Source organism: Phytopseudomonas daroniae (genome assembly GCF_004327285.1).
In the GTDB taxonomy this organism is placed as follows: Bacteria; Pseudomonadota; Gammaproteobacteria; order Pseudomonadales; family Pseudomonadaceae; genus Aquipseudomonas; species Aquipseudomonas daroniae.
This window is the reverse complement of sequence record NZ_QJUI01000002.1, coordinates 239,286-264,774: the sequence shown is the minus strand read 5'-3', so window position 1 is coordinate 264,774 and position 25,489 is coordinate 239,286. Positions and strand designations below refer to the sequence as shown.

Below are 25,489 nucleotides of genomic sequence, written 5' to 3'. Positions count from 1 at the left end.
TGAATCACCGCTGCTCGGGCGGGGCGGTCATACCCGCTCCTTGCTGGATGGGAGATTTGCGCACGGGCAGTACATCGATGATCTCGATGCCGAGTTGCTGGATCAGTTGCCTGACTGAGCCGGTGGCGTCGAGATCTTCCTGATGGCCTGCAGACAGTTCTGCGTTGAGAACGGTGAATTCCACCGCCTTCATATTGGGGATGAAGCGGGTAGTAAGGGTCTGGAATCGCTTTTCGCCATCACGCGAATAGATGATCAAACAGTCCATGGTCGCAATGCCCTGAAGTCCATTAGTGATGCAGTGCTGGCTATGTGGTTGTGCCCAGAGAGCAGGGCGGGCACCGCTCATGGCCGGCGTCTCGATGATTCTGCACTCAGGCTGGGTAGCATTTCGCTGCGCGTGGCAGGGAACGTTTTTCCGCGCGGAGGATACGACGCGGTACGGGTCTTGTGCCCGATGCCTGAGCATAGGCGATAAAGCCGCTTGGCGAAAGCTACCGCAGCAATTGCGACAACTGCGTGAATCCCGCCTCGGAAGCGATCAAAGGTATGGCTGCTGGCCTTGCTGTGACCGGGTTTGCTGCCTCTGCGTGTACCTGTGTGGATGTTGGGGTCAGCTTTTGCTCTTCAGCCCGGCCCAGACGACCGCTCCGAGAATGAGCAGGCCACCGAGCAGCATGTTGCTAGTCGGCACCGAGCCGAAGATCAGCCAGGCCCCGGCGATGGCGTAGATCGGTTCCATCGCGATCACCACCGCGGCGGTGTGGGTGCGCACATGACGCAGCGAGGCGATGAACAGGCTGTAGGCCAGCGCTGTGCAGAGCACGCCCAGCGCAGCCAGTTGCCACCAGTCGCGGGCGCTGACCGTGGGAAGCTCCGGCAGGCACCAGGGCAGCAGCACCAGGCTGATGGCCAGGCATTGCCACCAGCACGACGGCAGCCCATCGACCTTGCTGGCAAAGTGTTTGTTGGCGACGGCTATCGCCGCATAGCTGGCCCCGGACAGAACGCCCCAGAGCAGGCCTTGCGTGGCACCGTCACGCAAGTCGAAGGAGGGCGTAACCAGAATCAGCCCGACTGAGACCAGTAACAGAATCAAACTGTCAGTACGACCCAGGCGCTGGCCGAATACCAGTCGCTCGATCAGCGCAGTGAAGGCGGGAAACGAGGCGAAGCCCAGGGTGGCCACCGCCACGCCGCCGGTCTGTACCGCCAGGAAAAACAGAATCCAGTGCCCGCCCAGCGCCACGCCGGTGGTCAGCAGTTTGGCCTCGGTGCCACCGCTAACGCCGCGCCAGGGGCGCATATTCAGACACAGGCAGATCACACTCAAGGCCAGCAGGGCGAATGCCGCCCGGCCGAGCACGATCGTGCTCGCACTGACGTTCAGCGACTGGCCGAACAGGGCGGAGACGCCGACCAGCAGGGCGGCTGAATGCAACTGAAAATGGGCGGTGCGACGGCTCATGGGTGATCTGCCTGATGAGATGTGCACAGGGTGCCAAGTACAGGTGATCCCGTAAAACGGATTATAGTGCGGATTGTTATTCGAAAATCGAATGGTTAGTCATGGCCAGGCAGGATTTGCAGATCGATTGGTTACAGGCATTCGTCGCGGTAGTCGACAGTGGTTCCCTGACCGCGGCGGCCGTGGGGCTGGCGCGCTCGCAATCGGCGGTGAGCATGCAGATCAAGAAGCTCGAGGCCGCGGTGGATCGCCCGTTGCTGCTGCGCGGGCCGCGGCACCTGAGTCTGACGCCGGCAGGCGAGGAGCTGTTGGGATATGCCCGCAAGTTGCTCAGGGTGCACAGCGAAGCGCTGCTGGCGCTGGGCGGCGTGCGGCTGGAGGGCAAGGTTTCCCTGGGTATTCCGGATGACTACGCCCTGGGTTATCTGACGCCCCTGCTCAACGATTTTGCCAGCGGGCAGCCGGCGGTAGAGGTGAGCCTGGTGTGCGAGCCATCCACGCAACTGATCCCCAAGGTGGAAAGCGGCGAGCTGGATGTCGCCATCGTCACCCGTGACAAGCCGCTGCGTGGCGAGCTGCTGTTTCGCGAGGAACTGGTGTGGGTCGGCAATGCCCGCCAGGAAACCTGGCGGCAGACACCGTTGCCGATTGCCGTATACGAACTGGGCAGCCAGGCGCGCAGCCGCGTTCTCAAAAGTCTGGAGGCACTGGGCCGCGATTACCGGGTGGTCTACAACAGCCCCAGTGTCGCCGGGCAACTGGCGGTGGCCGAAAGCGGCGCAGCGCTCGGCGTACTGACTCGCTGTTGCGTGCCGGCCAGCTTGCAGATTCTGGGTGCGCCCCAGGGGCTGCCGGGCCTGCCGATGCTCGATGTGGTGGTGATCCGTACTCGTGCGCCTGCGCTACCGGCGCTGGTCGACGCCCTGCATGACCAGGTGCTGCAGACCCTGCGTCGGGATTTCGAGTGAAGTGGGCTATAGTCCGAACCCCTTAATGCGGACATCATCGAGGATCGTATGAACTGTACAGCCCTGGGTATCGACTATCCGATCATTCAAGCGCCGATGGCCGGTACGGCCACACCGGCCCTGGCTGCGGCAGTCAGCAATGCCGGCGGTCTGGGCTCGATCTCGATTGCCGCAGTGCAGGCCGAGGTCGGGCGGCAGATGATCGTCGAGACCCGCGCAGGCACGGACAAGCCCTTCAATATCAATGTGTTCTGCCATCGCCCCAGCGTTGCCGATCGTACAGCGGAGCAGGCGTGGCTGGATCACCTGCAGCCTTACTTCGCCGAGTTCGAGGTGCCGGCCCCACAGGTCATCGGCGATATCTACAGCAGCTTCCAGAATGACGACGGTCAGCTCGAGGTGCTGCTCGAGGAGCGCCCGCCGATCGTCAGCTTTCACCTGGGGCTGCCCTCCCAGGATCGTATCGATGCGTTGAAAAAAGCAGGCATCACCCTGCTGGCTTCGGCGACCACGCTGGAAGAGGGGCAGTTGCTGGAAGAGGCTGGCATCGACCTGATCGTCGCCCAGGGCATCGAGGCCGGCGGCCATCGCGGTGTATTCGAGCCTCAGCGTGGCGATCAGGGCATTGGCACCCTGGCGCTGGTGCGCGTGCTGGTGCGTCACCTGTCTCGGCCGGTGATCGCTGCCGGCGGCATCATGGACGGCGCTGGTATCGCTGCCGCCATGACCTTGGGCGCTTGTGCTGCGCAATTGGGTACGGCGTTCATTCTCTGCCCCGAATCCGCGGCCAACGAGGCCTATCGACGCATGTTGAGCAGTGAGCGGGCGCGGGTCACTCAGGTGACTACGGTGATCTCGGGGCGTCCGGCACGCGGCATTCTCAACCGCTTCATGGCCGAGGTCGGTGCGCCGGGGCATCCTGCCGTGCCGGGTTTCGGTATCGCCTACGATGCCGGCAAGCAACTTATCGCCGCGGCCGCGAAGGCCGACAACCACGAATTCGCCGCCCACTGGGCCGGGCAGGGCGCGGCGCTGGCGCGTTCGCTGCCGGCCGCCGAGCTGCTGGCGCTGCTGCATCGGGAATACCTGGCGGCAGTGGGCTGACGGGGTCTGGCAGGGTATTCAGTCCGCCGGACGGAAGGCCCGGCTGGAAATGCTGATGCCATTGCCGTCCGGATCCTTGGCGTTGGCGAAGGCGTAGCCCCGTGCCTGGTGCGTGGGGCCGAATTCCAGGCCCTGGGTCAGTGCCCGCGCCTTGAAGGCATCCAGCTGTTCGACGTCGAACATCAGCTTGACCCGCGCCTGGCTGGTGCGCAGGGACTTGGCGGCACGGTGCACGAGCAGCACCAGCCCGCCGCGTGGATGGCGCAGTTCGACCAGGCCATCTTCCTCCGCTGCGGCGACGAAGCCGAAATGGCGACTGTAGAAGGTGCAGGTTCTGCTCACGTCGTTGGCGTACAGCACGACGCGGTTGATCGGTGCGCTCATCTACGGCTCTCTCGGCATTTGCGCGGCAGCGCAGCTTGGGTTGAACCTAGGGTTTGTTGACGTTTCAGCACGACCGCGCCGGCGCCCGTTTTGCCGCGAGGCAAGGCACGAGCCGCGAAGTTTAGCGGGCTAAATGAGCCGGCGAGAAACGTAGCATCGCGGCAAAACGGGCCCGGCCCTATGGGTTGTGCGGGAAATCTCGCCATGCGTTGTTGGAGGACTTGGCAAGGGAACACCATTCCCTGCGTCCTCCGCCTAGCCTGGCGAGATTTCCTGCGGCAACGCGGCTTGCGCTGAAACGTCAACAGACCCTAGTACAGATGCTCCGGCTTGACCGGTTCGCCTGGCCGGGCATGCAGCTGCTGGCGGATGTCCTCGAACATCAGGTCGTACTGGCGATGCGCGTGCAGCGGATGCACGGCGGCAGTCGGCAGGCCATGGCGCACGGCGATGCGGGTGGCATTGCTGGCGAAGTTGAAGGCGGTGTCGCGGGGCAGTTCGAAACTGTCCGCGAAGGCCTTGCCGTTTATTTCCCCGGACATGTCGAAATGCACGACCGTCTCGTTGTCGGCGTTCTGACGCACTTCGTAGCACAGGCTGATCTCGAAGCCGATCTCGCCGGGGAGCAGGGGCGTGTAGTGGATATGCAACTGACCGGGTTTGAACATGCTGGCGGTTTCCTGTGAATGTTTCTGGCGCGTCAGTCAGCGATAACTTATGCCGGTCGCCGAGAGGCTGACCCGCGTTCCGGCCTGTCCCGTGACGATCTCTTCGATATCGGCCAGGGCACCGATCACCGCATCCTTGGCGGTATGGCGAGCGAACTCGCAGGCGGCCTGTACCTTCGGGCCCATGGAGCCGGCGGCGAAATCGAGCTGTTGCAGTGCATCGGGGTGGGCGCTGGCAATGGCCCGTTGCGTCGGTCGTTTCCAGTCGACGTAGGCCGCGGCGACATCGGTGGCGATCACCAGCAGGTCGGCCTGGAGTTGTTCGGCCAGCAGGGCCGAGCACAGATCCTTGTCGATCACCGCTTCGACGCCTTCGAGCTTGCCGTTTTCGGCGTAGCGCGTCGGAATACCGCCGCCGCCGGCACAGATCACCACGCTGCCCTTTTCCAGCAGCCACTGCACCGGGCGGATTTCGAAGATCCGCTTCGGCCGGGGGCTGGCCACCACGCGGCGGAAGCCGTCGCCGTCGGCGGCGATGCTCCAGCCCTTCTCGGCGGCCAGGCGCTCGGCCTCGGTCTTGTCATACATCGGGCCGATGGGCTTGCTCGGGTGCCGGAAGGCGGGGTCGTCGACGTCCACTTCCACCTGGGTGAGCAGGGTGGCCAGCGGGGTCTCGAACGGCAGCAGGTTGCCCAGCTCCTGTTCGATCAGGTAGCCGATCATGCCTTCGGTCTGGGCACCGAGCACGTCCAGCGGGTAGGGGCTGACCGGGGTGTAGGCGGCGGCCTGCAGCGACAGCAGGCCGACCTGCGGGCCATTGCCATGGGCCACCACCAGTTCGTTGCCGGGCGCGATGCGGGCGATCTGCCGGCAGGCGAGCTGGATATTGGCGCGCTGGTTTTCCGCGCTCATGGGTTCGCCGCGGCGCAGCAGGGCGTTGCCGCCCAGGGCGATGACGATACGCATGGGGATCTCCTGGTTGACTGAGAGGGTGTTTATAAATTACTGCGCTCGGCCATGCTGCGTTGAAATCAGCCTCAAAATGCTCATGTACAGCTCGTACACTCCGCTTTTTCGGCTGATTTCGCCTTGCCTGGCCATCGCTCGCTACTTTTCTAAACACCCTCTGAAGGGCCCTCGCGGCTGAAGCCGCAAGGGCAGGGATGGTTACAGGTCGGCCAGGGTCGAGACCAGGATCGCCTTGATACTGTGCATGCGGTTTTCCGCCTGTTCGAAGGCGATGTTGCAGGGCGACTCGAACACCTCTTCGGTCACCTCGATGCCGCCGGCCAGGTGCGGGTATTGCGCGGCGATCTGCTGGCCGACCTTGGTTTCGCAGTTATGGAACGCCGGCAGGCAGTGCATGAACTTCGCCCGCCGGTTGCCGGTGGCTTTCATCAGTTCGCTGTTGACCTGGTAGGGCAGCAGCTGGGCGATACGTTCGCCCCAGGCCTCTACCGGCTCGCCCATGGACACCCACACGTCGGTGTGCACGAAGTCCACGCCCCGCACCGCTTCCCTCGGCTCTTCGCTGAGGGTGATACGCGCGCCGCTCTGCTCGGCGAAGGCGTGGCAGGCGTCGAGATGCTCCTGGTGCGGCCAGAGGGCCTTGGGCGCGGCGATGCGCACGTCCATGCCGAGCTTGGCGCCGACCAGCAGCAGCGAGTTGCCCATGTTGTTGCGGGCATCGCCCAGGTAGGCGTAGCTGATGTCGTGCAGCGGCTTGTCGCTGTGCTCGAGCATGGTCAGCACGTCGGCGATCATCTGCGTGGGGTGGTACTCGTCGGTCAGGCCGTTGAACACCGGCACGCCGGCGTATTTCGCCAGTTCCTCGACTATCTCCTGCTTGAAGCCGCGGTACTCGATGGCGTGGTACATGCGCCCGAGCACCCGGGCGGTGTCCTTCATGCTTTCCTTGTGGCCGATCTGCGAGGAGTTGGGATCGATGTAGGTGACGTTGGCGCCCTGGTCATAGGCGGCCACCTCGAAGGCGCAGCGGGTGCGGGTCGAGGTCTTCTCGAAGATCAGCGCGATGTTCTTGCCCTTGAGGTGCTGCTGCTCGGTGCCGGTGTACCTGGCCCGCTTCAGGTCGCGCGACAGGTCGAGCAAAAAGCGCAGTTCGCGCGGGGTGTGGTGCATCAGGCTGAGCAGGTTGCGGTTGCGCATATTGAACGACATGGCGGTGTTCCTCGTGGCACGGCGGGGACTCGTCCCCGCACGGTCTCAGTAATCGATGGCGTCGCGGATGATCGGGCAGGTCATGCAGTGACCGCCGCCACGTCCGCGGCCCAGTTCGCTGGCGCTGATGGTGATGACTTCGACACCGGCCTTGCGCAACTGGGTGTTGGTGTAGGTGTTGCGGTCGTAGCCGATCACCACGCCGGGCTCCAGGGCCACCACGTTGTTGCCGTCGTCCCATTGCTCGCGTTCGGCGGCGAAGGCGTTGCCGCCGGTTTCCACCACGCGAAGGGCCTTGAGGCCGAGCGCCGCGGCGACGCTGTCGACGAAGCCGGTTTCCTCGCGGCGCACGTCGATGCCGCCGGGCTTGCTCTCGTCCGGGCGCAGGGAGAAGGGCACGATAGCGTTGGCCACCTCGGGGAAGATGGTCACCAGGTCGCGGTCGCAGAAGCTGAACACCGTGTCCAGGTGCATCGCCGAACGGGATTTCGGCAGGCCGGCGACGATCACCCGTTCCACCGCCTGCTGCCTGAACAGGTTCTGCGCCAGTTGGCCGATGGCCTGGCGCGACGAGCGTTCGCCCATGCCGATCAGCACCACGCCGTTGCCGATCGGCATGACATCGCCGCCTTCCAGGGTGGCGCTGCCGTGATCCACGTCCGGGTCGCCGTACCAGACCTTGAAGTCGGCCCCGGCGAACTGCGGATGGAACCTGTAGATGGCGCTGGCCAGCAGGGTCTCCTGGCGCCGCGCCGGCCAGTACATCGGATTGAGCGTCACCCCGCCGTAGATCCAGCAGGTGGTGTCGCGGGTGAACTGGGTATTGGGCAGCGGTGGCAGGATGAAGCTGGAATGGCCGAGGAAGTCGCGGAACATCTGGATCGTCTGACCGCCGAAGCTGTCCGGCAGATCATCGGCGGATACCCCGCCGATGAGGTACTCGGCGATATGCCTGGGCTCCAGGCTACGCAACCAGCTCTTGACCTCGTTGAGCAGGCCGATGCCGACCAGGTTCGCCGTCACCTTGCGCTCGAGAATCCACTCCAGGGCCTCGGGCATGGCGACCACGTCGGTCAGCAGGTTGTGCATCTCCAGCACCTCGACGTCGCGTTCGCGCATCTTGGTGACGAAGTCGAAGTGGTCGCGTTTGGCCTGGTTGACCCAGAGCACGTCGTCGAACAGCAGCTCGTCGCAGTTGTTCGGGGTCAGGCGCTGGTGCGCCAGGCCCGGCGAGCAGACCAGCACCTTGCGCAGCTTGCCGGCTTCGGAATGTACGCCGAGTGGGACAGTGGACATGGTGGTTTCTCCTTCAGAGACTCAGGAAACCGCTGTACAGGCCATAGCCGGCGAACAGCGCGGCGATGAGCACGGCGGCGAAGATCGGTTTTTCCAGGTTGGTAAACAGGGGTTGGCCGAGTTCACGCTTGGCTTTGGCGAAGAACAGTACGCCCGGGGCGTAGAGCAGAGCGGAGAGCAGCAGGTATTGGATGCCGCCGGCATACAGCAGCCATACCGCGTAGAACAGGGCGATGGCACCGATCGCCAGATCCTTGCGCCGCTCGCCAGCGGCGCCCGCATAGGTTTCGCCGCGCACGGCGAGCAGCACGGCGTAGGCCGCCGACCACAGGTAGGGCACCAGGATCATCGACGTGGCCAGGTAGATCAGCGACAGGTAGGTGCTTGCCGAGAACAGGGTGATGATCAGGAACAGTTGCACCAGGGCATTGGTCAGCCACAGCGCGTTGGCCGGTACGTGGTTGGCGTTCTCCTGGCGCAGGAAGGCCGGCATGGTGTGGTCACGGGCGGCGGCGAAGAGGATTTCCGCGCACAGCAGCACCCAGGACAGCAGTGCGCCGAGCAGGGACACCATCAGGCCGAGGCTGATCAGTACCGCGCCCCAGTGGCCGACCACATGCTCCAGCACCGCCGCCATGGACGGATTCTGCAGCCCGGCCAGTTCCGGCTGGGTCAGAATGCCCAGCGACAGCACATTGACCAGTACCAGCAGAAGCAGCACGGTGACGAAGCCGATCAGGGTGGCCTTGCCCACGTCGCTGCGTTTCTCCGCGCGGGCGGAGAAGATACTGGCGCCTTCGATGCCGATGAACACCCAGACGGTGACCATCATCATGTTGCGTACCTGATCCATGACGCTGCCCAGATCCGGATTGCCCATGCCCCAGATGTCGGCGGTGAAGATCTCCAGTTCGAAGGCGAACACAGCGATGAGGATGAACAGCAGCAGCGGCACGAGCTTGGCCACCGTGGTCACCAGGTTGATGAACGCGGCCTCGCGGATGCCGCGCAGTACCAGGAAATGCACGGCCCAGAGCAGTAGCGAGGCACCGACGATCGCCGCCAGGGTATTGCCTTCGCCGAAGATCGGGAAGAAGTAGCCGAGAGTGCTGAACAGCAGCACGAAGTAGCCGACGTTGCCCAGCCAGGCGCTGATCCAGTAGCCCCAGGCCGAGGAGAAACCCATGTAGTCGCCGAAACCGGCCTTGGCGTAGGCGTACACCCCGCCATCGAGTTCGGGCTTGCGGTTGGCCAGGGTCTGGAATACGAACGCGAGGGTCAGCATGCCCACCGCGGTGATCGCCCAGCCGATGAGAATCGCCCCGGCGCCGGCGCTGGCGGCCATGTTTTGCGGCAGGGAGAAGATCCCCCCGCCGACCATCGAGCCCACGACGAGGGCCACCAGCGCACCGAGTCTGAGTTTTCTGGTGGATTCGGACATAAGGATTCTGCTCCTGCCATGGAAGGGACGCTTCGATGGTAGGAGCGGTGTGCGCGCTCACCCATGACCTGAGTCAGTGAATGACTCGATTGGTCGATATGGGCGGCGAGCGGCAAAGCCGTACTGGGCGTGAGGTGCAGGCCGCGTCGAGCGATCTGGCGGCAGGATAATCAGGCCGTGTGCAATTGGACTTCTTCGACGGCGTCGGCGCGTTGTGGGGCTTCCACGCCGGTCAGTTCGCTGATCAGCGCCCACTGCTGATCCAGTTCCTGGCTCACGGTGCCGAGGCGGATGATCATCTTCGAAGCGGCGGAGCGAACGCCGCTGTCGTCGCTGCGCAGCAGATCGAAGGACAGCGCAGTCATGGCTGCGGTCATATGCGTAATGCTGCGTGAAGTGAGGGTGAGCAGTTCGGTCAGCTGTTGTTCTTTGGCGTTCATCTTGCGCTTCCTTGACTGTGATGAGTCTATGCGTTGCGTTGAGTAAAACTGCAACAAGACCGTCAGATCCTTGACTAAGCCGGCATTTGGATGTTGTTCACGAACGAGCGCCGTGATACCGGCAAAGTGATATTACCGTCACTCCAGGCGTTGGCAATATGTCGTAGGGGTGCGGGTGACAATAATTTTCATATGAGTGTTTCAAACCGCAACACTGCTGATCACCTTTCCTGGCGCTGTACGCACCGCGCCTCTTTGCAGTGGTTGTGCGGATAAATATCTGTCGCCTCGTGCGTCTGGATGGTGGCAACGTTTAAACTGCGCCTCACCGACGCTGCATGCGGCCTTTTTCCGCAAGCGCCGGGAGCCTGGGGGGATGGCGCTGTAAGAAGTTGTCGCATGCCGGCAATGCCGGCCCTTGGGCACCCCCTACAATCTTTCGCATCGCTGGCCTGTTCGGGCTGGCGTGTCTCGTCAGGAGAGTTCCGATGTCCGTTCAGCACGACCCGGTGCAACGCGCCGATTTCGACCAGGTGATGGTGCCCAGCTACGCGCCCGCGGCGTTCGTGCCGGTGCGCGGTGCCGGTTCGCGCGTCTGGGATCAGAGTGGGCGTGAACTGATCGACTTCTCCGGCGGCATTGCCGTCAACGTGCTGGGCCACGCTCATCCGGCGCTGGTGAAGGCGTTGACCGAGCAGGCCAATACCCTGTGGCACGTCTCCAACGTGTTCACCAATGAACCGGCCTTGCGTCTGGCCAGGAAGCTGGTCGATGCCACCTTTGCCGAGCGGGTATTCCTCTGCAACTCGGGCGCCGAAGCCAACGAGGCGGCATTCAAGCTGGCGCGCCGCGTGGCTCACGACCGCTTTGGCGCTGACAAGTACGAAATTATCGCCGCCACCAATAGCTTCCACGGGCGCACCCTGTTCACCGTCAGCGTGGGCGGCCAGCCGAAGTACTCCGATGGCTTCGGGCCGAAGATCCAGGGCATCACCCATGTGCCTTATAACGATCTCGAGGCGCTCAAGGCGGCGGTCAGTGACAAGACCTGCGCCGTGGTGCTGGAACCCATCCAGGGCGAGGGTGGCGTGCTGCCGGCCGACCTGGCCTACCTGCAAGGCGCCCGCGAGCTGTGTGATCAGCACAATGCCCTGCTGGTTTTCGACGAAGTGCAGAGCGGTCTGGGCCGCAGTGGCCACCTGTTCGCCTACCAGCACTACGGGGTGATCCCGGATGTGCTGTCCAGCGCCAAGAGCCTGGGCGGTGGCTTCCCGATCGCGGCCATGCTCACCACCGAAGCGTTGGCCAGCCATCTGGCAGTCGGCACCCATGGCACCACCTACGGCGGCAATCCGCTGGGTTGCGCGGTGGCCGAAGCGGTGCTCGACGTCATCAACACGCCCGAAGTGCTGAACGGCGTGAAAGCCAAGCATGAACGCTTCAAGGCGCGTCTGGAGCAGATTGGCGAGCAGTATGGCGTGTTCTCCGGCGTGCGTGGCATGGGCCTGCTGATCGGTGCGGTGTTGTCCGACGCCTGGAAGGGCAAGGCGCGCGCCTTCTTCGACGCCGCTGCCGACGAAAACCTGATGATTCTTCAGGCCGGCCCGGACGTGGTGCGGTTTGCGCCGAGCCTGGTGGTCGAAGACGCCGATATCGACGAAGGCCTGGCACGTTTCGAGCGCGCGGTGGCCAAGTTGGCTGCCGCCGCCTGATCTGCCTTGCTGGCGGCCCGAGTGCCGCCAGTGCTCATATTTGTTCGACCGGATGCTCCGGTCGGCTCCATGGATGATGTTTCTCGCTGCCGGGACTGCCGTGCCCGAGCTCTGCTGAAGGAGTGACACCATGCTGGTGATGCGCCCTGCGCGAATGACCGACCTCGCTGAAGTGCAGCGCCTGGCCGCTGACAGCCCGGTAGGGGTTACGTCGCTTCCGGACAACGCCGAGCGTCTGCGCGACAAGATCGCCGCCTCGGAGGCCTCGTTCGCGGCTGAAGTGAGCTTCAATGGCGAGGAGCGCTACTTCTTCGTACTCGAGGACAGCGAGTCCGCTCGTCTGGTCGGCTGCTCGGGCATCGTTGCCTCGGCCGGCTATTCCGAGCCGTTCTACAGCTTTCGTAACGAGACCTTCGTTCACAACTCCCGCGAGCTGAAGATCCACAACAAGATCCACGTGCTCTCGCTGTGCCATGACCTGACCGGCAACAGCCTGCTGACCAGCTTCTACATGGAGCGCTCGCTGGTGGACAGCGTCTGCTCCGAGCTCAACTCCCGTGCCCGTCTGCTCTTCGCCGCCTGCCACCCGGAGCGTTTCGCCGACGCCATGGTGGTAGAGATCGTCGGTGAGAGCGACGAGGCCGGCGAGTCACCCTTCTGGGACGCGGTGGGGCGGCATTTTTTCGGCATGAGCTATGCCGAGGCCGAGCGCCTGTGCGGCTTGCGTAGCCGCGCCTATCTCGCCGAGCTGATGCCCCATTATCCGATCTACGTGCCGCTGCTACCGGATTCGGCGCAGGAGTCCATGGGACTGGTACATCCGCGGGCGCAGGTTTCCTTCGACATTCTCATGCGCGATGGCTTCGAAACCGACCACTACATCGACATCTTCGATGGTGGCCCGACCCTGCACGCGCGTACCTCGGGCATTCGTTCCATCGCCCAGAGCGTACTGGCGCCGGTGGTACTCAGCGAAGCGGGCGAGAGTGGGCAACCGTATCTGGTCAGCAACGAGCAACTGCAGGGTTTTCGTGCGGTGATCGCCGAGCTGAACTGGGCGCCAGGCCAACCCGCAGTGCTCGATCCTCTTACCGCGCAAACCCTTGGCGTCAGCGACGGCGGCCAGGTAAGGCTGGTGGCGGTATGAGCTCGCCAGTGATGAATGCCACGCGTCTGGCTCGCAGTTTTCCGGAGGCATCATGATCGTTCGCTCCGTACGTGCCGGCGATCTGCCGGCGCTGATTGACCTGGCGCGCAGCACCGGCACCGGCCTGACCACCTTGCCGGCCAACGAGGCACGACTGGCCTACCGGGTCGGCCGTGCCGAGAAGACCTTTCGTGGCGAGGCCGAGCGTGGCGATTGCGACTACATGTTCGTGCTCGAGGATGACGACGGCCGCGTGCTGGGCATCTCCGCCATTGCCGGCGGGGTGGGCTTGCGCGAGTCCTGGTACAACTACCGGGTCGGCCTGACGGTCTGCGCGTCCCAGGAACTGAATATCCACCGTCAGGTACCGACGCTGTTTCTGGCCAATGACCTGACCGGCCATTCCGAGTTGTGTTCGCTGTTCCTGCATGCCGATCACCGCACTGGGCTGAACGGGCGTCTGTTGTCCAAGGCGCGTTTCCTGTTCATCGCCGAGTTCCGTGAGCAGTTCGGCGACAAGATCATCGCCGAGATGCGCGGTGTCTCCGACGAAGAAGGGCGATCGCCGTTCTGGGAATGCCTGGGACGGCACTTCTTCCGCATGGAGTTCTCCCAGGCCGACTACCTCACCGGCGTCGGCAACAAGGCCTTTATCGCCGAGCTGATGCCCAAGTTCCCGCTGTATACCTGCTTCCTTTCCGAGGCGGCGCGGGAGGTGATCGCTCGCGTACACCCGGACACCGAGCCGGCGCTGGCGATGCTCAAGTCAGAAGGTTTCAGTTACCAGGGGTACGTCGACATCTTCGACGCCGGCCCTGCTATCGAAGCGGAAACCGCCAAGATCCGTGCGATTCGCGACAGCCAGTTGCTGGTCTTGGCCATCGGCACACCCGGGGATGATGCACCGGTGTATCTGGTGCATAACCGCAAGCGCGAGGATTGCCGCATCACCGCGGCGCGGGCGCGCATGGCTGCTGGCACCCTGGTGGTCGATCCACTCACTGCCCGGCGCTTGCGCCTGAACGTGGGTGATCAGGTGCGTGCCGTGGCGTTGGCCGCACAAGCCTGAGCCACTGTTTTCGATGTGATCAGGGGGCGACGTGCCGTCTGCCCCGACCGGTGATGTCGCCATAGAGCGGCAGCCGTTATAGGTACAAGGTCGTCGCCTGGCGGTGGCCTGTCGAACCGTGAAGCCTGGAGTGATAGACCATGAGCACGCATTACATTGCAGGTCTCTGGCAGATAGGACGGGGCAATACCCTGGAATCCCTCGATCCGGTCAGCCAGCAGGTGCTCTGGGTGGGCCGCGAAGCTGATGCAGAGCAGGTCGAAGCCGCCGTGCAGGGGGCCCGCAATGCATTTCCTGCATGGGCCGCCGTGCCGTTGAACGAGCGAGTCACGCTGCTCGAGCGCTTCGCCTCGGTACTCAAGGCCAGGCAGGATGACCTTGCGCAAACCATTGGCGAAGAGACCGGCAAGCCTTTGTGGGAGGCCGCTAGCGAAGTCGCCAGCATGATCGCCAAAGTGGCCATCTCGATTCAGAGCCACGCCGAGCGCACGGGGCACAGGCAAGGCGTGCAAGGCGATGCCAACACGGTGTTGCGCCACAAGCCCCATGGCGTGGTCGCGGTGTTCGGCCCGTACAATTTTCCGGGCCATCTACCCAATGGGCATATCGTCCCGGCGCTGCTCGCGGGTAATACCGTGGTGTTCAAACCCAGTGAGCAAACGCCGAAAGTGGCCGAGCTGACGCTCAAGTGCTGGATCGAGGCCGGCTTGCCGGCAGGTGTGCTGAACCTGGTGCAAGGTGCGCGTGATACCGGTATCGCGCTGGCGGCGCACCCTGGCATCGACGGTCTGTTCTTCACCGGTTCCAGCCGCACGGGCAACCTCTTGCACGCCCAGTTCGGCGGCCACCCGGAGACCATCCTCGCCCTGGAAATGGGGGGTAATAACCCGCTGATCGTCGACCAGGTCGCCGATATCGATGCGGCCGTGTATTGCATTATTCAGTCCGCCTTCATCTCAGCCGGGCAGCGTTGCACCTGCGCGCGACGCCTGCTGGTGCCGGAAGGCGCCTGGGGCGATGCCTTGCTGGCGCGCCTGGTCAGCGTGGCGGCGAGTATCAAGGTCGGTGCCTTCAACGCCCAGCCGGCGCCGTTCATGGGCGCGGTGATTTCCCTGGACGCCGCCCAGCATCTGCTCAAGACCCAGACGCGGCTGGTCGACAAGGGCGCGCGGCCGCTACTGGACATGAGTCAACCGCTTGAAGGCGCGGCGTTGCTGACGCCAGGGATCATCGATGTGACGGCCGTGCAGCCGCACGCCGACGAGGAGGTCTTCGGGCCACTGCTGCAGGTGATTCGCTATGGCGATTTCGACTCGGCAATCGAGGAGGCCAACGCCACCCGTTTTGGTCTCGCTGCCGGCCTGCTGTCCGATTCCCGTGGGCGCTATGAACAGTTCTGGCTGCGCAGCCGCGCTGGCATCGTCAACTGGAACAAACCGCTGACTGGTGCCTCCAGTAGTGCACCTTTCGGCGGCGTCGGTGCCTCTGGCAATCACCGCCCCAGTGCCTATTACGCGGCGGATTACTGCGCGTATCCGGTTGCCTCGCTGGAAAGTGAACGGCTCGTTTTACCGGACAGCCTGGCGCCGGGAGTCAGTCTATGAGTTTCCCGGTCGCTGCGGCCTGTGAGCTGAATATCGACGGCCTGGTTGGCCCAACGCACAACTATGGTGGCCTGTCCTACGGCAACGTCGCCTCGCAGAGCAATAGCCAGGTAGCCTCCAACCCTCGTGAGGCTGCCCGCCAGGGGCTGGCGAAAATGAAGGCGCTGATGGATATGGGCTTTGCCCAGGCGGTGCTGGTGCCTCAGGAACGGCCCGACGTGCAGGCGCTACGGGGCTGCGGCTTCAATGGCAGCGATGCCCAGGTGATCGAGAAGGTTGCACGTGAGGCCATGCCACTGCTGGTCGCCAGCTGTTCGGCGTCGAGCATGTGGACGGCCAACGCTGCCACTGTCAGCCCCAGCGCTGACACGGCCGATGGTCGTGTGCATTTCACCGCGGCCAATCTCAACTGCAAGTTTCACCGTTCCATCGAGCACCCGACCACCAGTCGCGTGTTGGCGGCCATGTTCGCTGACGAGCGCTATTTCGCCCACCACGCGGCTTTGCCTGCGGTCAGCCAGTTCGGCGACGAAGGCGCGGCCAACCACACCCGTTTGTGCCGTGACTATGGCGAGCCGGGCGTGGAGTTCTTCGTTTTCGGCCGCAGCGCCTTCGATCTGCGCCTGCCCGCGCCGCAACGCTATCCCGCGCGGCAGACCCTGGAAGCGTCCCAATCCGTGGCTCGCCTGCACGGTCTCAGCGATAGTGCGGTGGTCTACGCCCAGCAGAACCCCGCCGTGGTCGATCAGGGCGTGTTCCACAATGATGTGATCGCAGTGGGCAACGGCCAGGTGCTGTTCCACCACGAAGATGCCTTTCTCGACAGTGCGCGGGTCATCGGTGAGCTCGGTGACAAGTTGGCGCGTCTCGGCGGCCGCCTGCAGCCGGTGTGCGTGCCGCGACACGCACTGGGTGTCGAAGACGCGGTGCGTTCCTATCTGTTCAACAGCCAGCTGTTGACCCGCGCCGACGGGCGTATGCTGCTGGTGGTGCCGGAAGAGTGCCGGAGCAATCAGCGAGTCTGGGCCTACCTGCAAACATTGCTGGGCACCGATGGGCCGATTGCCGAAGTACGTGCCTTCGACCTGAAGCAGAGCATGCAGAACGGTGGCGGCCCGGCGTGTTTACGCTTGCGGGTGGCATTGAAGACGGAGGAACTGGCGGCCATGAATCCGGGTGTGATGCTGACGCCCGCGCTGTATGAGCGGCTGCTGCAGTGGGTCGATCAGCATTATCGTGATCGCCTGAGCGAAAGCGATCTGGCCGATCCGCAACTGCTGAACGAATGCCGTACCGCGCTGGACGAGTTGACCCGGATCCTTGAACTGGGCGCTGTATATCCCTTTCAATTGAATTGAATCGGCTCCTACCATGAGCCGGTGTTGACCTTTGGAGTACCTATGAGCGACGCCCTGCAACTGATCCTCGAAGATAGCGACGGCACCCAACTGGAAACCTCGTGTACCCGTTTTGCCGTGCTCTGGCAGGGCAAGGAAGTGTGGATCCAGCAGGTCGGCAACGGCCAGTTGATGATCGGCGTCGATGTGGCCGAGGGTGACACTGAATACGCCAACCTGCTGTTGCGCCCGCTGGCCACCAACCTGGTCAGCCTGGAGCTGGAAATGGAGCCGGCCGATGACGGAGCCGACGATGACCATGTCCATGGCCCGGACTGCAATCACTGAGGTACGCCCATGCTCGCCCTCGGCAAACTGCTCGAACTGACCCTGGCCGGCTATGAGCCGGCCTCGAAGATTCAGCTGACAGCGGAGGGCACGCGCCTGCGCTGGCTGGCCGAAGGCGCACTCGAGGTGACCCCCGCCTGTGGCCGCGACAATGGCATGGATCTGCTGCTTTCGGCGGGTATCCATGGCAACGAGACCGCACCCATCGAGTTGCTCGACCGCCTGATGCGCAGTATCGCCCGCAATGAGCTGCAGCCGCGGGCGCGCCTGTTGCTGTTGTTCGGCAATCCCCTGGCGATGCGCCGTGGCGAGCGCTTCATCGAGCAGGACATCAACCGGCTGTTCAGCGGTCGCCATGAGCTCAGCAGCGGTGCCGAGGCGATGCGCGCCTGTGAACTGGAGCATCTGGCGTCCTCGTTCTTTGCCGACGCCGAGCGCACCCGCCTGCATTACGATTTGCACACCGCGATCCGCGCCTCGCGCATCGAGCAATTCGCCCTGTATCCCTGGGCCGAAGGGCGTCGCCAGTCCCGGCATGAATGCGCACGGCTGCAGGCGGCCGGTATCGACGCGGTGCTGCTGCAGAGCAAGGCATCGACCACATTCAGTGCCTATACCTACGCCCAGCTGGGGGCCGAGGCCTTTACCCTGGAGCTGGGCAAGGCCAGGCCGTTCGGGCACAACGAGATGGTCAATCTGGATCGCCTGGAACTGCGCCTGCAGGCCCTCATCGAAGGGTGCGAGCCGCCGGTCGAGGCGTCGGCAACCGAGCATCTGCAACTCTTCGCTTTTGCGCGTGAGGTGATCAAGCACAGTGACGCCTTTACCCTGCATCTTCCCACTGATGTGGAAAACTTCACCGAACTGGCGCCCGGCTACCTGCTGGCAGAGGACTTGGCCAGTAGCCGCTGGGTGGTGGAAGAGCAGGATGCCCGGATCATTTTCCCCAATCCCAAGGTACAGAATGGCCAGCGCGCTGGAATTCTGGTTGTGCCGGCCGACGCTTCGTTATTGGAGTGATCGCCCATAGAGGCGCCGCATTCGGCCTTTCGTTATCTGTTCGCACAGGAGTACCCATGTCCATCATCGATCTGCGTAGCGACACCGTCACTCAACCCACCGCTGGCATGCGAGAGGCGATGCTGGCCGCCGAGCTGGGCGATGACGTGTACGGCGAAGATCCGACCGTCAACCGCCTGGAGCAACGCCTGGCGCAGCAACTGGGTTTCGCCGCGGCGCTGTTCGTGCCGACCGGCACCATGAGTAACCTGCTGGGCCTGATGGCGCACTGCGAGCGCGGTGATGAATACATCGTCGGTCAGCAGGCGCATACCTATAAGTACGAAGGCGGTGGTGCTGCGGTGCTGGGGTCGATTCAGCCCCAGCCGCTGGACATGGAGCTCGATGGCTCCCTGGATCTGGCCCGTGTCGAAGCGGCGATCAAGCAGGACGACTTCCATTTCGCGCGCACGCGTCTGCTGGCCCTGGAAAACACCATGCAGGGCAAGGTGCTGCCTCTGGAATACCTGGCCGACGCCCGTGCCTTCACACGAAGTAAAGGTCTGGCACTGCATCTCGATGGCGCGCGACTGTTCAATGCGGTGGTCAAACTGGGTGTCGAGGCGGGGGAAATCACCCAGTATTTCGACTCGGTGTCGGTGTGTCTGTCCAAAGGCCTGGGAGCGCCGGTCGGTTCGGTGTTGTGTGGCAGCGAAGCGCTGATCGCCAAGGCCCGGCGCTTGCGCAAGATGGTCGGCGGCGGCATGCGCCAGGCCGGCGTGCTGGCGGCAGCCGGTCTGTATGCGCTGGATCATCAGGTGGAGCGTCTGGTCGAAGATCACGCCAATGCCGACTGCCTGGCCGCGGGCCTGCGCGAGCTGGGCTACTCGGTCGAGCCGGTGCAGACCAATATGGTCTATGTGCAGGTCGGTGAGCGTGCTGGCGAGCTGAAAGCCTTCTGCGCCGAGCGCGGTATTCGCCTGAGCGCTGCGCCGCGCTTACGGATGGTCACTCATCTGGATGTAGGGGCCGAGGCAGTGGGGCAGGTGATCGAGGCCTTCGCCGCCTTTCGCGGTTGAGCCTGCGCTGCGAAGCAGGCTCTTTACCTGCGGATGATGATCGTGGGGCGCATCGGGTGGCCCACTCCCGGTTTGCCGGTCAGCGGTGCACGTCAGTGATTTCCGGCCATCGAGCCGCCGGCAAATAATTCAGGCTATGCCCTAGCCGCCACGGACAAGCCCGATATAATGCGGGCTTTTGCCGGCTTCGCCGTGGCCGCCTGTTTTCCTGGAAAATGCCAATGAAAAGCGCAGAAATCCGTGAAGCTTTCCTGAGCTTCTTCGAAGAAAAGGGACACACCCGTGTCGCTTCCAGCTCCCTGATTCCGAACAACGACCCAACGTTGCTGTTCACCAATGCGGGCATGAACCAGTTCAAGGACTGCTTCCTGGGCCTGGAGAAGCGCGCTTATACCCGCGCCGCGACCAGCCAGAAGTGTGTGCGCGCCGGTGGCAAACACAATGACCTGGAAAACGTCGGGTACACCGCGCGTCACCACACCTTCTTCGAAATGCTCGGCAACTTCAGCTTTGGCGACTATTTCAAGCGCGATGCCATCCATTTCGCCTGGGAATTCCTCACCGGCGACAAGTGGCTGAACCTGCCCAAGGAAAAGCTCTGGGTCACGGTCTACGCCACCGATGACGAGGCTTACGACATCTGGAACAAGGAAGTCGGTGTGCCCGCTGAGCGGATGATCCGTATCGGCGACAACAAGGGCGCGCCTTATGCCTCCGACAACTTCTGGACCATGGGCGATACCGGCCCGTGCGGTCCGTGCACCGAGATCTTTTTCGACCACGGCGAGCACATCTGGGGCGGCCCACCCGGCTCCCCGGAAGAAGACGGCGACCGCTACATCGAAATCTGGAACAACGTGTTCATGCAGTTCAATCGCACGGCTGACGGTGTTCTGCATCCGTTGCCGGCACCTAGCGTGGACACCGGCATGGGCCTGGAGCGCATCAGCGCGGTACTGCAGCACGTCAACTCGAACTACGAGATCGACCTGTTCCAGAGCCTGCTCAGCGCCAGCGCCCAGGCCATCGGCTGCGCCAACAATGGCGACGCTTCGCTCAAGGTGGTGGCTGACCATATCCGCTCCTGCAGCTTCCTGATCGCCGACGGCATCACCCCGTCCAATGAAGGCCGTGGCTACGTGCTGCGCCGCATCGTGCGTCGTGCCTGCCGTCACGGCAACAAGCTGGGCGCCAAGGGCAGTTTCTTCCACAAGATCGTCGCGGCGCTGGCCAGCGAGATGGGGGAAGCCTTCCCTGAACTGAAACAGCAGCAGGCGCATATCGAGCGCGTGCTGAAAACCGAAGAAGAGCAGTTCGCCAAGACCCTGGAGCAGGGCCTGAAGATCCTCGAGCAGGATCTGGCCGAGCTGAGCGGCACGGTGATTCCGGGTGAAGTGATCTTCAAGCTGTACGACACCTACGGCTTCCCGGTCGACCTGACCGGCGACATCGCCCGTGAGCGTGAGCTGACCCTCGACGAGGCCGGCTTCGAGCGTGAGATGGAAGCCCAACGTGTACGTGCCCGCTCCGCCAGCTCGTTCGGCATGGACTACAACAGCCTGGTCAAGGTCGATAGCGACACCCGCTTCCTCGGTTACAACGCCACTGTCGCCAGCGGCGAGCTGCTGGTGCTGCTGCGTGACGGCCAGTCCGTCGACACCCTGAACGAGGGCGAAGAGGGCGTGGTGGTGCTCGACCAGACGCCTTTCTATGCCGAGGCTGGTGGTCAGGTCGGTGACTGCGGTTTCTTCGAAGGCCCAGGCGTGCGCTTCGATGTGCGTGACACCACCAAGGCCGGTGGCGCCTACCTGCACCACGGCGTGGTCAGCAAGGGCAGCCTGAGTGTCGGCGCCTCGATCAACGCCGAAGTGGATGCTTCGGTGCGCACGGCCACCTCGCTCAACCACTCGGCGACTCACCTGCTGCATGCTGCGCTGCGCCAGGTGCTCGGCGAGCACGTCCAGCAGAAAGGCTCGCTGGTGGATAGCCAGCGCCTGCGTTTCGACTTCAGCCACTTCGAGGCGATTGCACCTGCGCAGCTCAAGGAACTGGAAGAGATCGTCAACCGCGAAGTGCGCCGTAACACGCCGGTGCAGACCGAAGAGACCGACATCGAGACTGCCAAAGCCAAGGGCGCCATGGCGTTGTTCGGCGAGAAATATGGCGACCAGGTGCGCGTGCTGACCATGGGCGATGGTTTCTCGGTCGAGCTCTGCGGCGGTATCCATGCCAATCGTACCGGCGATATCGGTCTGTTCAAGATCGTCAGCGAAGGCGGTGTGGCTGCCGGTGTGCGTCGTATCGAAGCGGTCACTGGCGCAACGGCATTCGCCTACCTGAATGGCGCCGAAGAACAGTTGAAAGAAGTCGCGGCGTTGGTCAAGGGCAGCCGCGACAATCTGCTCGACAAGCTCGCAGCGGTGCTCGATCGCAGCCGTCAGCTGGAGAAAGAGCTGGAGCAGCTCAAGGCCAAGGCCGCTAGCGCGGCCGGCAGCGACCTGGCCGGTTCGGCCGTGGACATCAAGGGTGTCAAGACACTCAGTGCGCGTATCGACGGCCTGGATGGCAAAGGCCTGCTGACTCTGGTCGATCAGTTGAAGAACAAGCTCGGCAGTGCGGTGATCCTGCTCGGCGGCGTGCAGGACGACAAGGTCGTACTCGTGGCTGGCGTGACCCAGGATCTGACCGCCAAATTGAAGGCCGGCGACCTGATGAAACAGGCCGCAGCGGCAGTCGGCGGCAAAGGTGGCGGTCGGCCGGATATGGCCCAGGGTGGTGGGGTCGATGCGGCCGCGCTGGATGCCGCCCTGGCGCTGATCGGCCCATTCGTCGAGCAGGGCCTCTGAGGCTCGTATCGGAAGCGTGACCAAACCACTCGCCCATGCCCGGCGAGTGGTTTGGTAGTGTGCGGTGTTGTCTGTTTAATGGGCGCCCATCATGGGCTGAGGCAGCTTTGAAATGGCTTTGATCGTACAGAAATTCGGCGGTACTTCCGTCGGCACCGTCGAGCGTATCGCGCAGGTCGCCGAGAAGGTGAAGAAATTCCGCGAAAAGGGTGACGACATCGTCGTCGTGGTATCCGCCATGAGTGGCGAGACCAATCGCCTTATCGACCTGGCCAAGCAGATCAGCGACGGTCAACCGACAGCACGCGAGCTCGACGTGATGGTGTCCACCGGCGAGCAGGTGACCATCGCGCTGCTGTCCATGGCGTTGATCAAGCTTGGTGTGCCGGCGGTGTCCTATACCGGCAGCCAGGTACGCATCCTGACCGATAGCGCGCATACCAAGGCGCGTATCCTGAGCATCGACGACAGCAACATCCGCGCCGACCTCAAGGCTGGTCGTGTGGTGGTGGTGGCCGGTTTCCAGGGCGTCGATGAGCGGGGCAACATCACTACCCTCGGGCGTGGTGGTTCCGACACTACTGGCGTGGCGCTGGCTGCGGCCCTGAAGGCCGATGAGTGCCAGATCTACACCGATGTCGATGGTGTCTACACCACCGACCCGCGCGTCGTGCCCAAAGCTCAGCGTCTGGAGAAGATCACCTTCGAAGAGATGCTGGAAATGGCCAGCCTCGGCTCCAAAGTGTTGCAAATCCGCTCGGTGGAATTCGCCGGCAAGTACAACGTCCCGCTGCGCGTCCTGCACAGCTTCCAGGAGGGCCCGGGCACCCTCATTACCCTTGATGAAGAGGAATCCATGGAACAGCCGATCATTTCCGGCATCGCTTTCAATCGCGACGAAGCCAAGCTGACCATCCGTGGCGTACCTGATCTGCCGGGCGTTGCTTTCAAGATCCTTGGCCCGATCAGCTCCGCCAATATCGAAGTGGACATGATCGTGCAGAATGTCGCGCACGATAACACCACCGACTTCACCTTCACCGTGCACCGCAACGACTACCAGGGCGCTCAGCAGGTGCTGGAAGCCACTGCACGCGAGCTGGGCGCGCGTGAGGTAGTGGGTGACGTGAACATCGCCAAGGTGTCCATCGTCGGCGTCGGCATGCGCTCCCACGCTGGTGTGGCCAGCCGTATGTTCGAGGCACTGGCCAAGGAGAACATCAATATCCAGATGATCTCCACCTCGGAGATCAAGGTCTCGGTGGTCATCGAAGAGAAATATCTGGAATTGGCCGTGCGTGCCCTGCACACTGCGTTCGAACTCGATGCCCCGGCCCGTCAGGGCGACTGAGGCATTCTGCAAAAGGCGCGGTTGTTCCGCGCCTTTTGCTCTTTTGGTTGGTGTTGGTGGAACTTTCCGTCCGTCCGTGCTGGTCAATACTTGGGTGCCGACAGTTTCGTATTGATCCTGGTCGGTGCTTTTCAACTGCTTGCAGACTTGTTGTCCGAAATTGAATCCGTAAGGAGAAAGGAATGCTGATTCTGACTCGCCGGGTCGGAGAGACCCTGATGGTGGGTGACGAAGTCACTGTCACCGTGTTGGGCGTTAAAGGTAATCAGGTGCGGATTGGCGTCAATGCGCCTAAGGAAGTCGCCGTGCACCGTGAAGAGATTTACCAGCGCATCCAGAAAGAGAAAGGCGAAGAACCAAACCACTAATTTTTCTCGAAATTTTGGTTTGCAAACGGGGAGAACATGAGTATCATGCGCCCCGTGTTGCGGAGAGGTGGCCGAGTGGCCGAAGGCGCTCCCCTGCTAAGGGAGTACACCTCAAAAGGGTGTCGGGGGTTCGAATCCCCCCTTCTCCGCCATTATTTGGCAAGCCTGGTTTTAAATCGGGTTAGCGAAGAAACCAGCGGTGATCTGGTCTAAAAACACCAAACGGACTCATAGCTCAGCTGGATAGAGTACTCGGCTACGAACCGAGCGGTCGGAGGTTCGAATCCTCCTGAGTCCGCCATATTGAATGGCTTGCAGCAGTGCAAGCCATTTTGTTTCAACCAGCGGTGATCTGGTCTAAAAGCACCAAAGATCGCATGAAAGCGTAGCGAACGAAGGGCAGGCAAGGCGAAAGCAAGCGAAGAAGCGCAGTTTAGTTTTCTAAATGAGCATTCTGAGATTGATTTCAACGCAGCATGACCAAGCGCAGTAGCTTTCAGGTGATCTGTAACGGACTCATAGCTCAGCTGGATAGAGTACTCGGCTACGAACCGAGCGGTCGGAGGTTCGAATCCTCCTGAGTCCGCCATATTGAATGGCTTGCAGCAGTGCGAACCATTTTGCGTCAACCAGCGGTGATCTGGTCTAAAAACACCAAAGATCGCATGAAAGCGTAGCGAGCGAAGGGCAGGCAAGGCGAAAGCAAGCGAAGAAGCGCAGTTTAGGTTTCTAAATGAGCATTCTGAGATTGGTTTCAACGCAGCATGACCAAGCGCAGTAGCTTTCAGGTGATCTGTAACGGACTCATAGCTCAGCTGGATAGAGTACTCGGCTACGAACCGAGCGGTCGGAGGTTCGAATCCTCCTGAGTCCGCCATACAAAAAAGGGCCTGCAGCGATGCAGGCCCTTTTTCTTTGCTCAGCGTTTTCCCGTGACGCAGTCATTCTGATCGAAGCTGACCGTGCGCCGCTCGCTGTTGTACTTGCTGGCGTAGTGATAGGTCGTCTGGCCGTTGCGTCGGCTGATGCGCTCAGGCTTGCCGAGAGCGCTTTCCACGTCGCTGCGGGTCATACCGGCGCGTACCTGCTTCCTGATGATCGCTTCGCGCCTGGCGCTGCCGGTGACGGCATTACCGCAACCGTCCTGCAGCTCGCCGACAACCGTCAGTGAGCTGCTGGTAGAGCTTGCTGCTGCGCTTTTAGTGGCTGGTTGCGGTATCGCCAGCGGAACGGCTGTACCGCTACCGGGTCTGGGATTATGAGTGTCCTGAATGTGCTGTTGCTGGCTTTCAGTGCAGCCATGCCGAGTGAAGGTGATGTGGCCATTGCCGTCTTCGCAGCGAAAGACGCTCGAGGCGAGCAGTGGGGTAGGGCAGAGCATGATGGCGCAGACGGCTGCGCAGCGCATCCAGTGCATGGTGGCGTCCTCCTTGACGTGTTCTGGCAAGCTTAGCCGATGCTCTTCTCGCTGCCAGGTGTCTTCTGCCGAGCCGCAGGCGTCGGACTATTCGAACTCTTGCGGACGGGATCAGGAAAATGCTGCAAGCGCTTGTCTTGCCATGCCTTTGTCACGTACATGACTGATTAGCGTGTTATTATTCATCTGTCAGCCCCGCCGGGGCTTGTGGATCCTCACCATGGACTTACCCAGTAGTAACTCAGAATTCCAAGTGTGCAATCAC

At 62.7% G+C, this 25,489-nt stretch carries 23 protein-coding genes and 4 tRNA genes; 17 read left to right on the top strand and 10 right to left on the bottom strand.

The genetic code is table 11. From position 1 onward, the window contains the following. Window positions 1–4 precede the first annotated feature (4 nt). Together DNK06_RS03085 and DNK06_RS03080 are read right to left on the bottom strand one after the other, a co-directional pair. Window positions 5–349 (bottom strand): hypothetical protein, encoded by a 345-nt coding sequence (locus DNK06_RS03085; protein WP_131178569.1) that lies wholly within the window; start codon window positions 347–349, stop codon window positions 5–7. Window positions 350–613: 264 nt separating this feature from the next. Continuing rightward, window positions 614–1,468 carry a DMT family transporter gene (locus DNK06_RS03080; RefSeq protein WP_131178568.1) on the bottom strand — a complete coding sequence of 285 codons (855 nt, stop codon included), beginning with the start codon at window positions 1,466–1,468 and terminating at the stop codon, window positions 614–616. A gap of 101 nt (window positions 1,469–1,569) precedes the next feature. On the opposite strand from DNK06_RS03080, the gene DNK06_RS03075 reads away from it, so the two are divergent. Continuing rightward, a complete protein-coding gene (locus DNK06_RS03075; RefSeq protein ID WP_131178567.1) occupies window positions 1,570–2,436 on the top strand; it encodes a LysR family transcriptional regulator in 867 nt (288 codons plus the stop codon). 48 nt (window positions 2,437–2,484) lie between these two features. Continuing rightward, window positions 2,485–3,540: an NAD(P)H-dependent flavin oxidoreductase gene (locus tag DNK06_RS03070; protein ID WP_131178566.1), complete on the top strand. Its 1,056-nt coding sequence runs from the start codon at window positions 2,485–2,487 to the stop codon at window positions 3,538–3,540. A gap of 18 nt (window positions 3,541–3,558) precedes the next feature. Here DNK06_RS03070 and DNK06_RS03065 read toward each other — a convergent pair whose 3' ends face one another. From DNK06_RS03065 to DNK06_RS03030, 7 genes are all read right to left on the bottom strand, one after another. Then, a complete protein-coding gene (locus DNK06_RS03065; RefSeq protein ID WP_131178565.1) occupies window positions 3,559–3,924 on the bottom strand; it encodes a VOC family protein in 366 nt (121 codons plus the stop codon). Between the two features lie 311 nt (window positions 3,925–4,235). Continuing rightward, window positions 4,236–4,592 carry a DUF5064 family protein gene (locus tag DNK06_RS03055; protein ID WP_131178563.1) on the bottom strand — a complete coding sequence of 119 codons (357 nt, stop codon included), beginning with the start codon at window positions 4,590–4,592 and terminating at the stop codon, window positions 4,236–4,238. A gap of 36 nt (window positions 4,593–4,628) precedes the next feature. Then, window positions 4,629–5,558 carry a carbamate kinase gene (gene arcC, locus DNK06_RS03050; protein WP_131178562.1) on the bottom strand — a complete coding sequence of 310 codons (930 nt, stop codon included), beginning with the start codon at window positions 5,556–5,558 and terminating at the stop codon, window positions 4,629–4,631. 201 nt (window positions 5,559–5,759) lie between these two features. Further along, window positions 5,760–6,770, bottom strand: a complete 1,011-nt coding sequence (locus DNK06_RS03045; RefSeq protein ID WP_131178561.1) for an ornithine carbamoyltransferase — start codon at window positions 6,768–6,770, stop codon at window positions 5,760–5,762. Window positions 6,771–6,815: 45 nt separating this feature from the next. Continuing rightward, window positions 6,816–8,066 carry an arginine deiminase gene (gene arcA, locus DNK06_RS03040; RefSeq protein WP_131178560.1) on the bottom strand — a complete coding sequence of 417 codons (1,251 nt, stop codon included), beginning with the start codon at window positions 8,064–8,066 and terminating at the stop codon, window positions 6,816–6,818. A gap of 13 nt (window positions 8,067–8,079) precedes the next feature. Then, complete coding sequence (gene arcD, locus DNK06_RS03035) at window positions 8,080–9,507, bottom strand: arginine-ornithine antiporter (protein ID WP_131178559.1); 1,428 nt, start codon at window positions 9,505–9,507, stop codon at window positions 8,080–8,082. A gap of 170 nt (window positions 9,508–9,677) precedes the next feature. Beyond that, window positions 9,678–9,947 carry a hypothetical protein gene (locus DNK06_RS03030; RefSeq protein ID WP_131178558.1) on the bottom strand — a complete coding sequence of 90 codons (270 nt, stop codon included), beginning with the start codon at window positions 9,945–9,947 and terminating at the stop codon, window positions 9,678–9,680. A gap of 488 nt (window positions 9,948–10,435) precedes the next feature. Here DNK06_RS03030 and DNK06_RS03025 point away from each other — a divergent pair, with 488 nt between their 5' ends. The 15 genes from DNK06_RS03025 (at window position 10,436) to DNK06_RS02955 (ending at window position 24,684) form a co-directional block, all read left to right on the top strand. Further along, window positions 10,436–11,659, top strand: coding sequence for an aspartate aminotransferase family protein (locus tag DNK06_RS03025; protein WP_131178557.1), 1,224 nt, complete (start codon window positions 10,436–10,438; stop codon window positions 11,657–11,659). 130 nt (window positions 11,660–11,789) lie between these two features. Further along, the gene (aruF, locus tag DNK06_RS03020; RefSeq protein WP_131178556.1) at window positions 11,790–12,806 is read left to right on the top strand and encodes an arginine/ornithine succinyltransferase subunit alpha; all 1,017 of its coding nucleotides are present in this window, start codon (window positions 11,790–11,792) and stop codon (window positions 12,804–12,806) included. A 52-nt stretch (window positions 12,807–12,858) separates the two neighbouring features. Next, on the top strand, window positions 12,859–13,875 hold the full coding sequence (gene astA / locus DNK06_RS03015; protein ID WP_131178555.1) for an arginine N-succinyltransferase: 1,017 nt from the start codon (window positions 12,859–12,861) through the stop codon (window positions 13,873–13,875). 140 nt (window positions 13,876–14,015) lie between these two features. Then, a complete protein-coding gene (gene astD / locus DNK06_RS03010; protein ID WP_131178554.1) occupies window positions 14,016–15,479 on the top strand; it encodes a succinylglutamate-semialdehyde dehydrogenase in 1,464 nt (487 codons plus the stop codon). Further along, window positions 15,476–16,837 carry an N-succinylarginine dihydrolase gene (gene astB, locus DNK06_RS03005; RefSeq protein ID WP_131178553.1) on the top strand — a complete coding sequence of 454 codons (1,362 nt, stop codon included), beginning with the start codon at window positions 15,476–15,478 and terminating at the stop codon, window positions 16,835–16,837. The genes astD and astB overlap by 4 nt, the downstream gene beginning before the upstream one ends. A gap of 42 nt (window positions 16,838–16,879) precedes the next feature. Beyond that, window positions 16,880–17,164 carry a hypothetical protein gene (locus tag DNK06_RS03000; protein ID WP_042553126.1) on the top strand — a complete coding sequence of 95 codons (285 nt, stop codon included), beginning with the start codon at window positions 16,880–16,882 and terminating at the stop codon, window positions 17,162–17,164. 9 nt (window positions 17,165–17,173) lie between these two features. After that, the gene (gene astE, locus DNK06_RS02995) at window positions 17,174–18,184 is read left to right on the top strand and encodes a succinylglutamate desuccinylase (protein ID WP_131178552.1); all 1,011 of its coding nucleotides are present in this window, start codon (window positions 17,174–17,176) and stop codon (window positions 18,182–18,184) included. A gap of 56 nt (window positions 18,185–18,240) precedes the next feature. Then, window positions 18,241–19,242: a low-specificity L-threonine aldolase gene (gene ltaE, locus DNK06_RS02990; RefSeq protein ID WP_131178551.1), complete on the top strand. Its 1,002-nt coding sequence runs from the start codon at window positions 18,241–18,243 to the stop codon at window positions 19,240–19,242. Between the two features lie 221 nt (window positions 19,243–19,463). Next, on the top strand, window positions 19,464–22,088 hold the full coding sequence (gene alaS / locus DNK06_RS02985) for an alanine--tRNA ligase (RefSeq protein ID WP_131178550.1): 2,625 nt from the start codon (window positions 19,464–19,466) through the stop codon (window positions 22,086–22,088). Between the two features lie 112 nt (window positions 22,089–22,200). Then, on the top strand, window positions 22,201–23,439 hold the full coding sequence (locus DNK06_RS02980; RefSeq protein WP_131178549.1) for an aspartate kinase: 1,239 nt from the start codon (window positions 22,201–22,203) through the stop codon (window positions 23,437–23,439). A gap of 182 nt (window positions 23,440–23,621) precedes the next feature. After that, window positions 23,622–23,807 (top strand): carbon storage regulator CsrA, encoded by a 186-nt coding sequence (gene csrA, locus DNK06_RS02975; protein ID WP_013792214.1) that lies wholly within the window; start codon window positions 23,622–23,624, stop codon window positions 23,805–23,807. A 61-nt stretch (window positions 23,808–23,868) separates the two neighbouring features. Then, a tRNA-Ser gene (locus DNK06_RS02970) sits at window positions 23,869–23,959 on the top strand. Window positions 23,960–24,031: 72 nt separating this feature from the next. Next, a tRNA-Arg gene (locus DNK06_RS02965) sits at window positions 24,032–24,108 on the top strand. Between the two features lie 211 nt (window positions 24,109–24,319). Further along, window positions 24,320–24,396, top strand: a tRNA-Arg gene (locus tag DNK06_RS02960). Window positions 24,397–24,607: 211 nt separating this feature from the next. Then, window positions 24,608–24,684: transfer RNA gene (locus DNK06_RS02955), tRNA-Arg, on the top strand. Between the two features lie 42 nt (window positions 24,685–24,726). Here DNK06_RS02955 and bamE read toward each other — a convergent pair. Continuing rightward, a complete protein-coding gene (bamE, locus tag DNK06_RS02950) occupies window positions 24,727–25,224 on the bottom strand; it encodes an outer membrane protein assembly factor BamE domain-containing protein (RefSeq protein ID WP_242674634.1) in 498 nt (165 codons plus the stop codon). Between the last annotated feature and the right edge of the window lie 265 nt (window positions 25,225–25,489).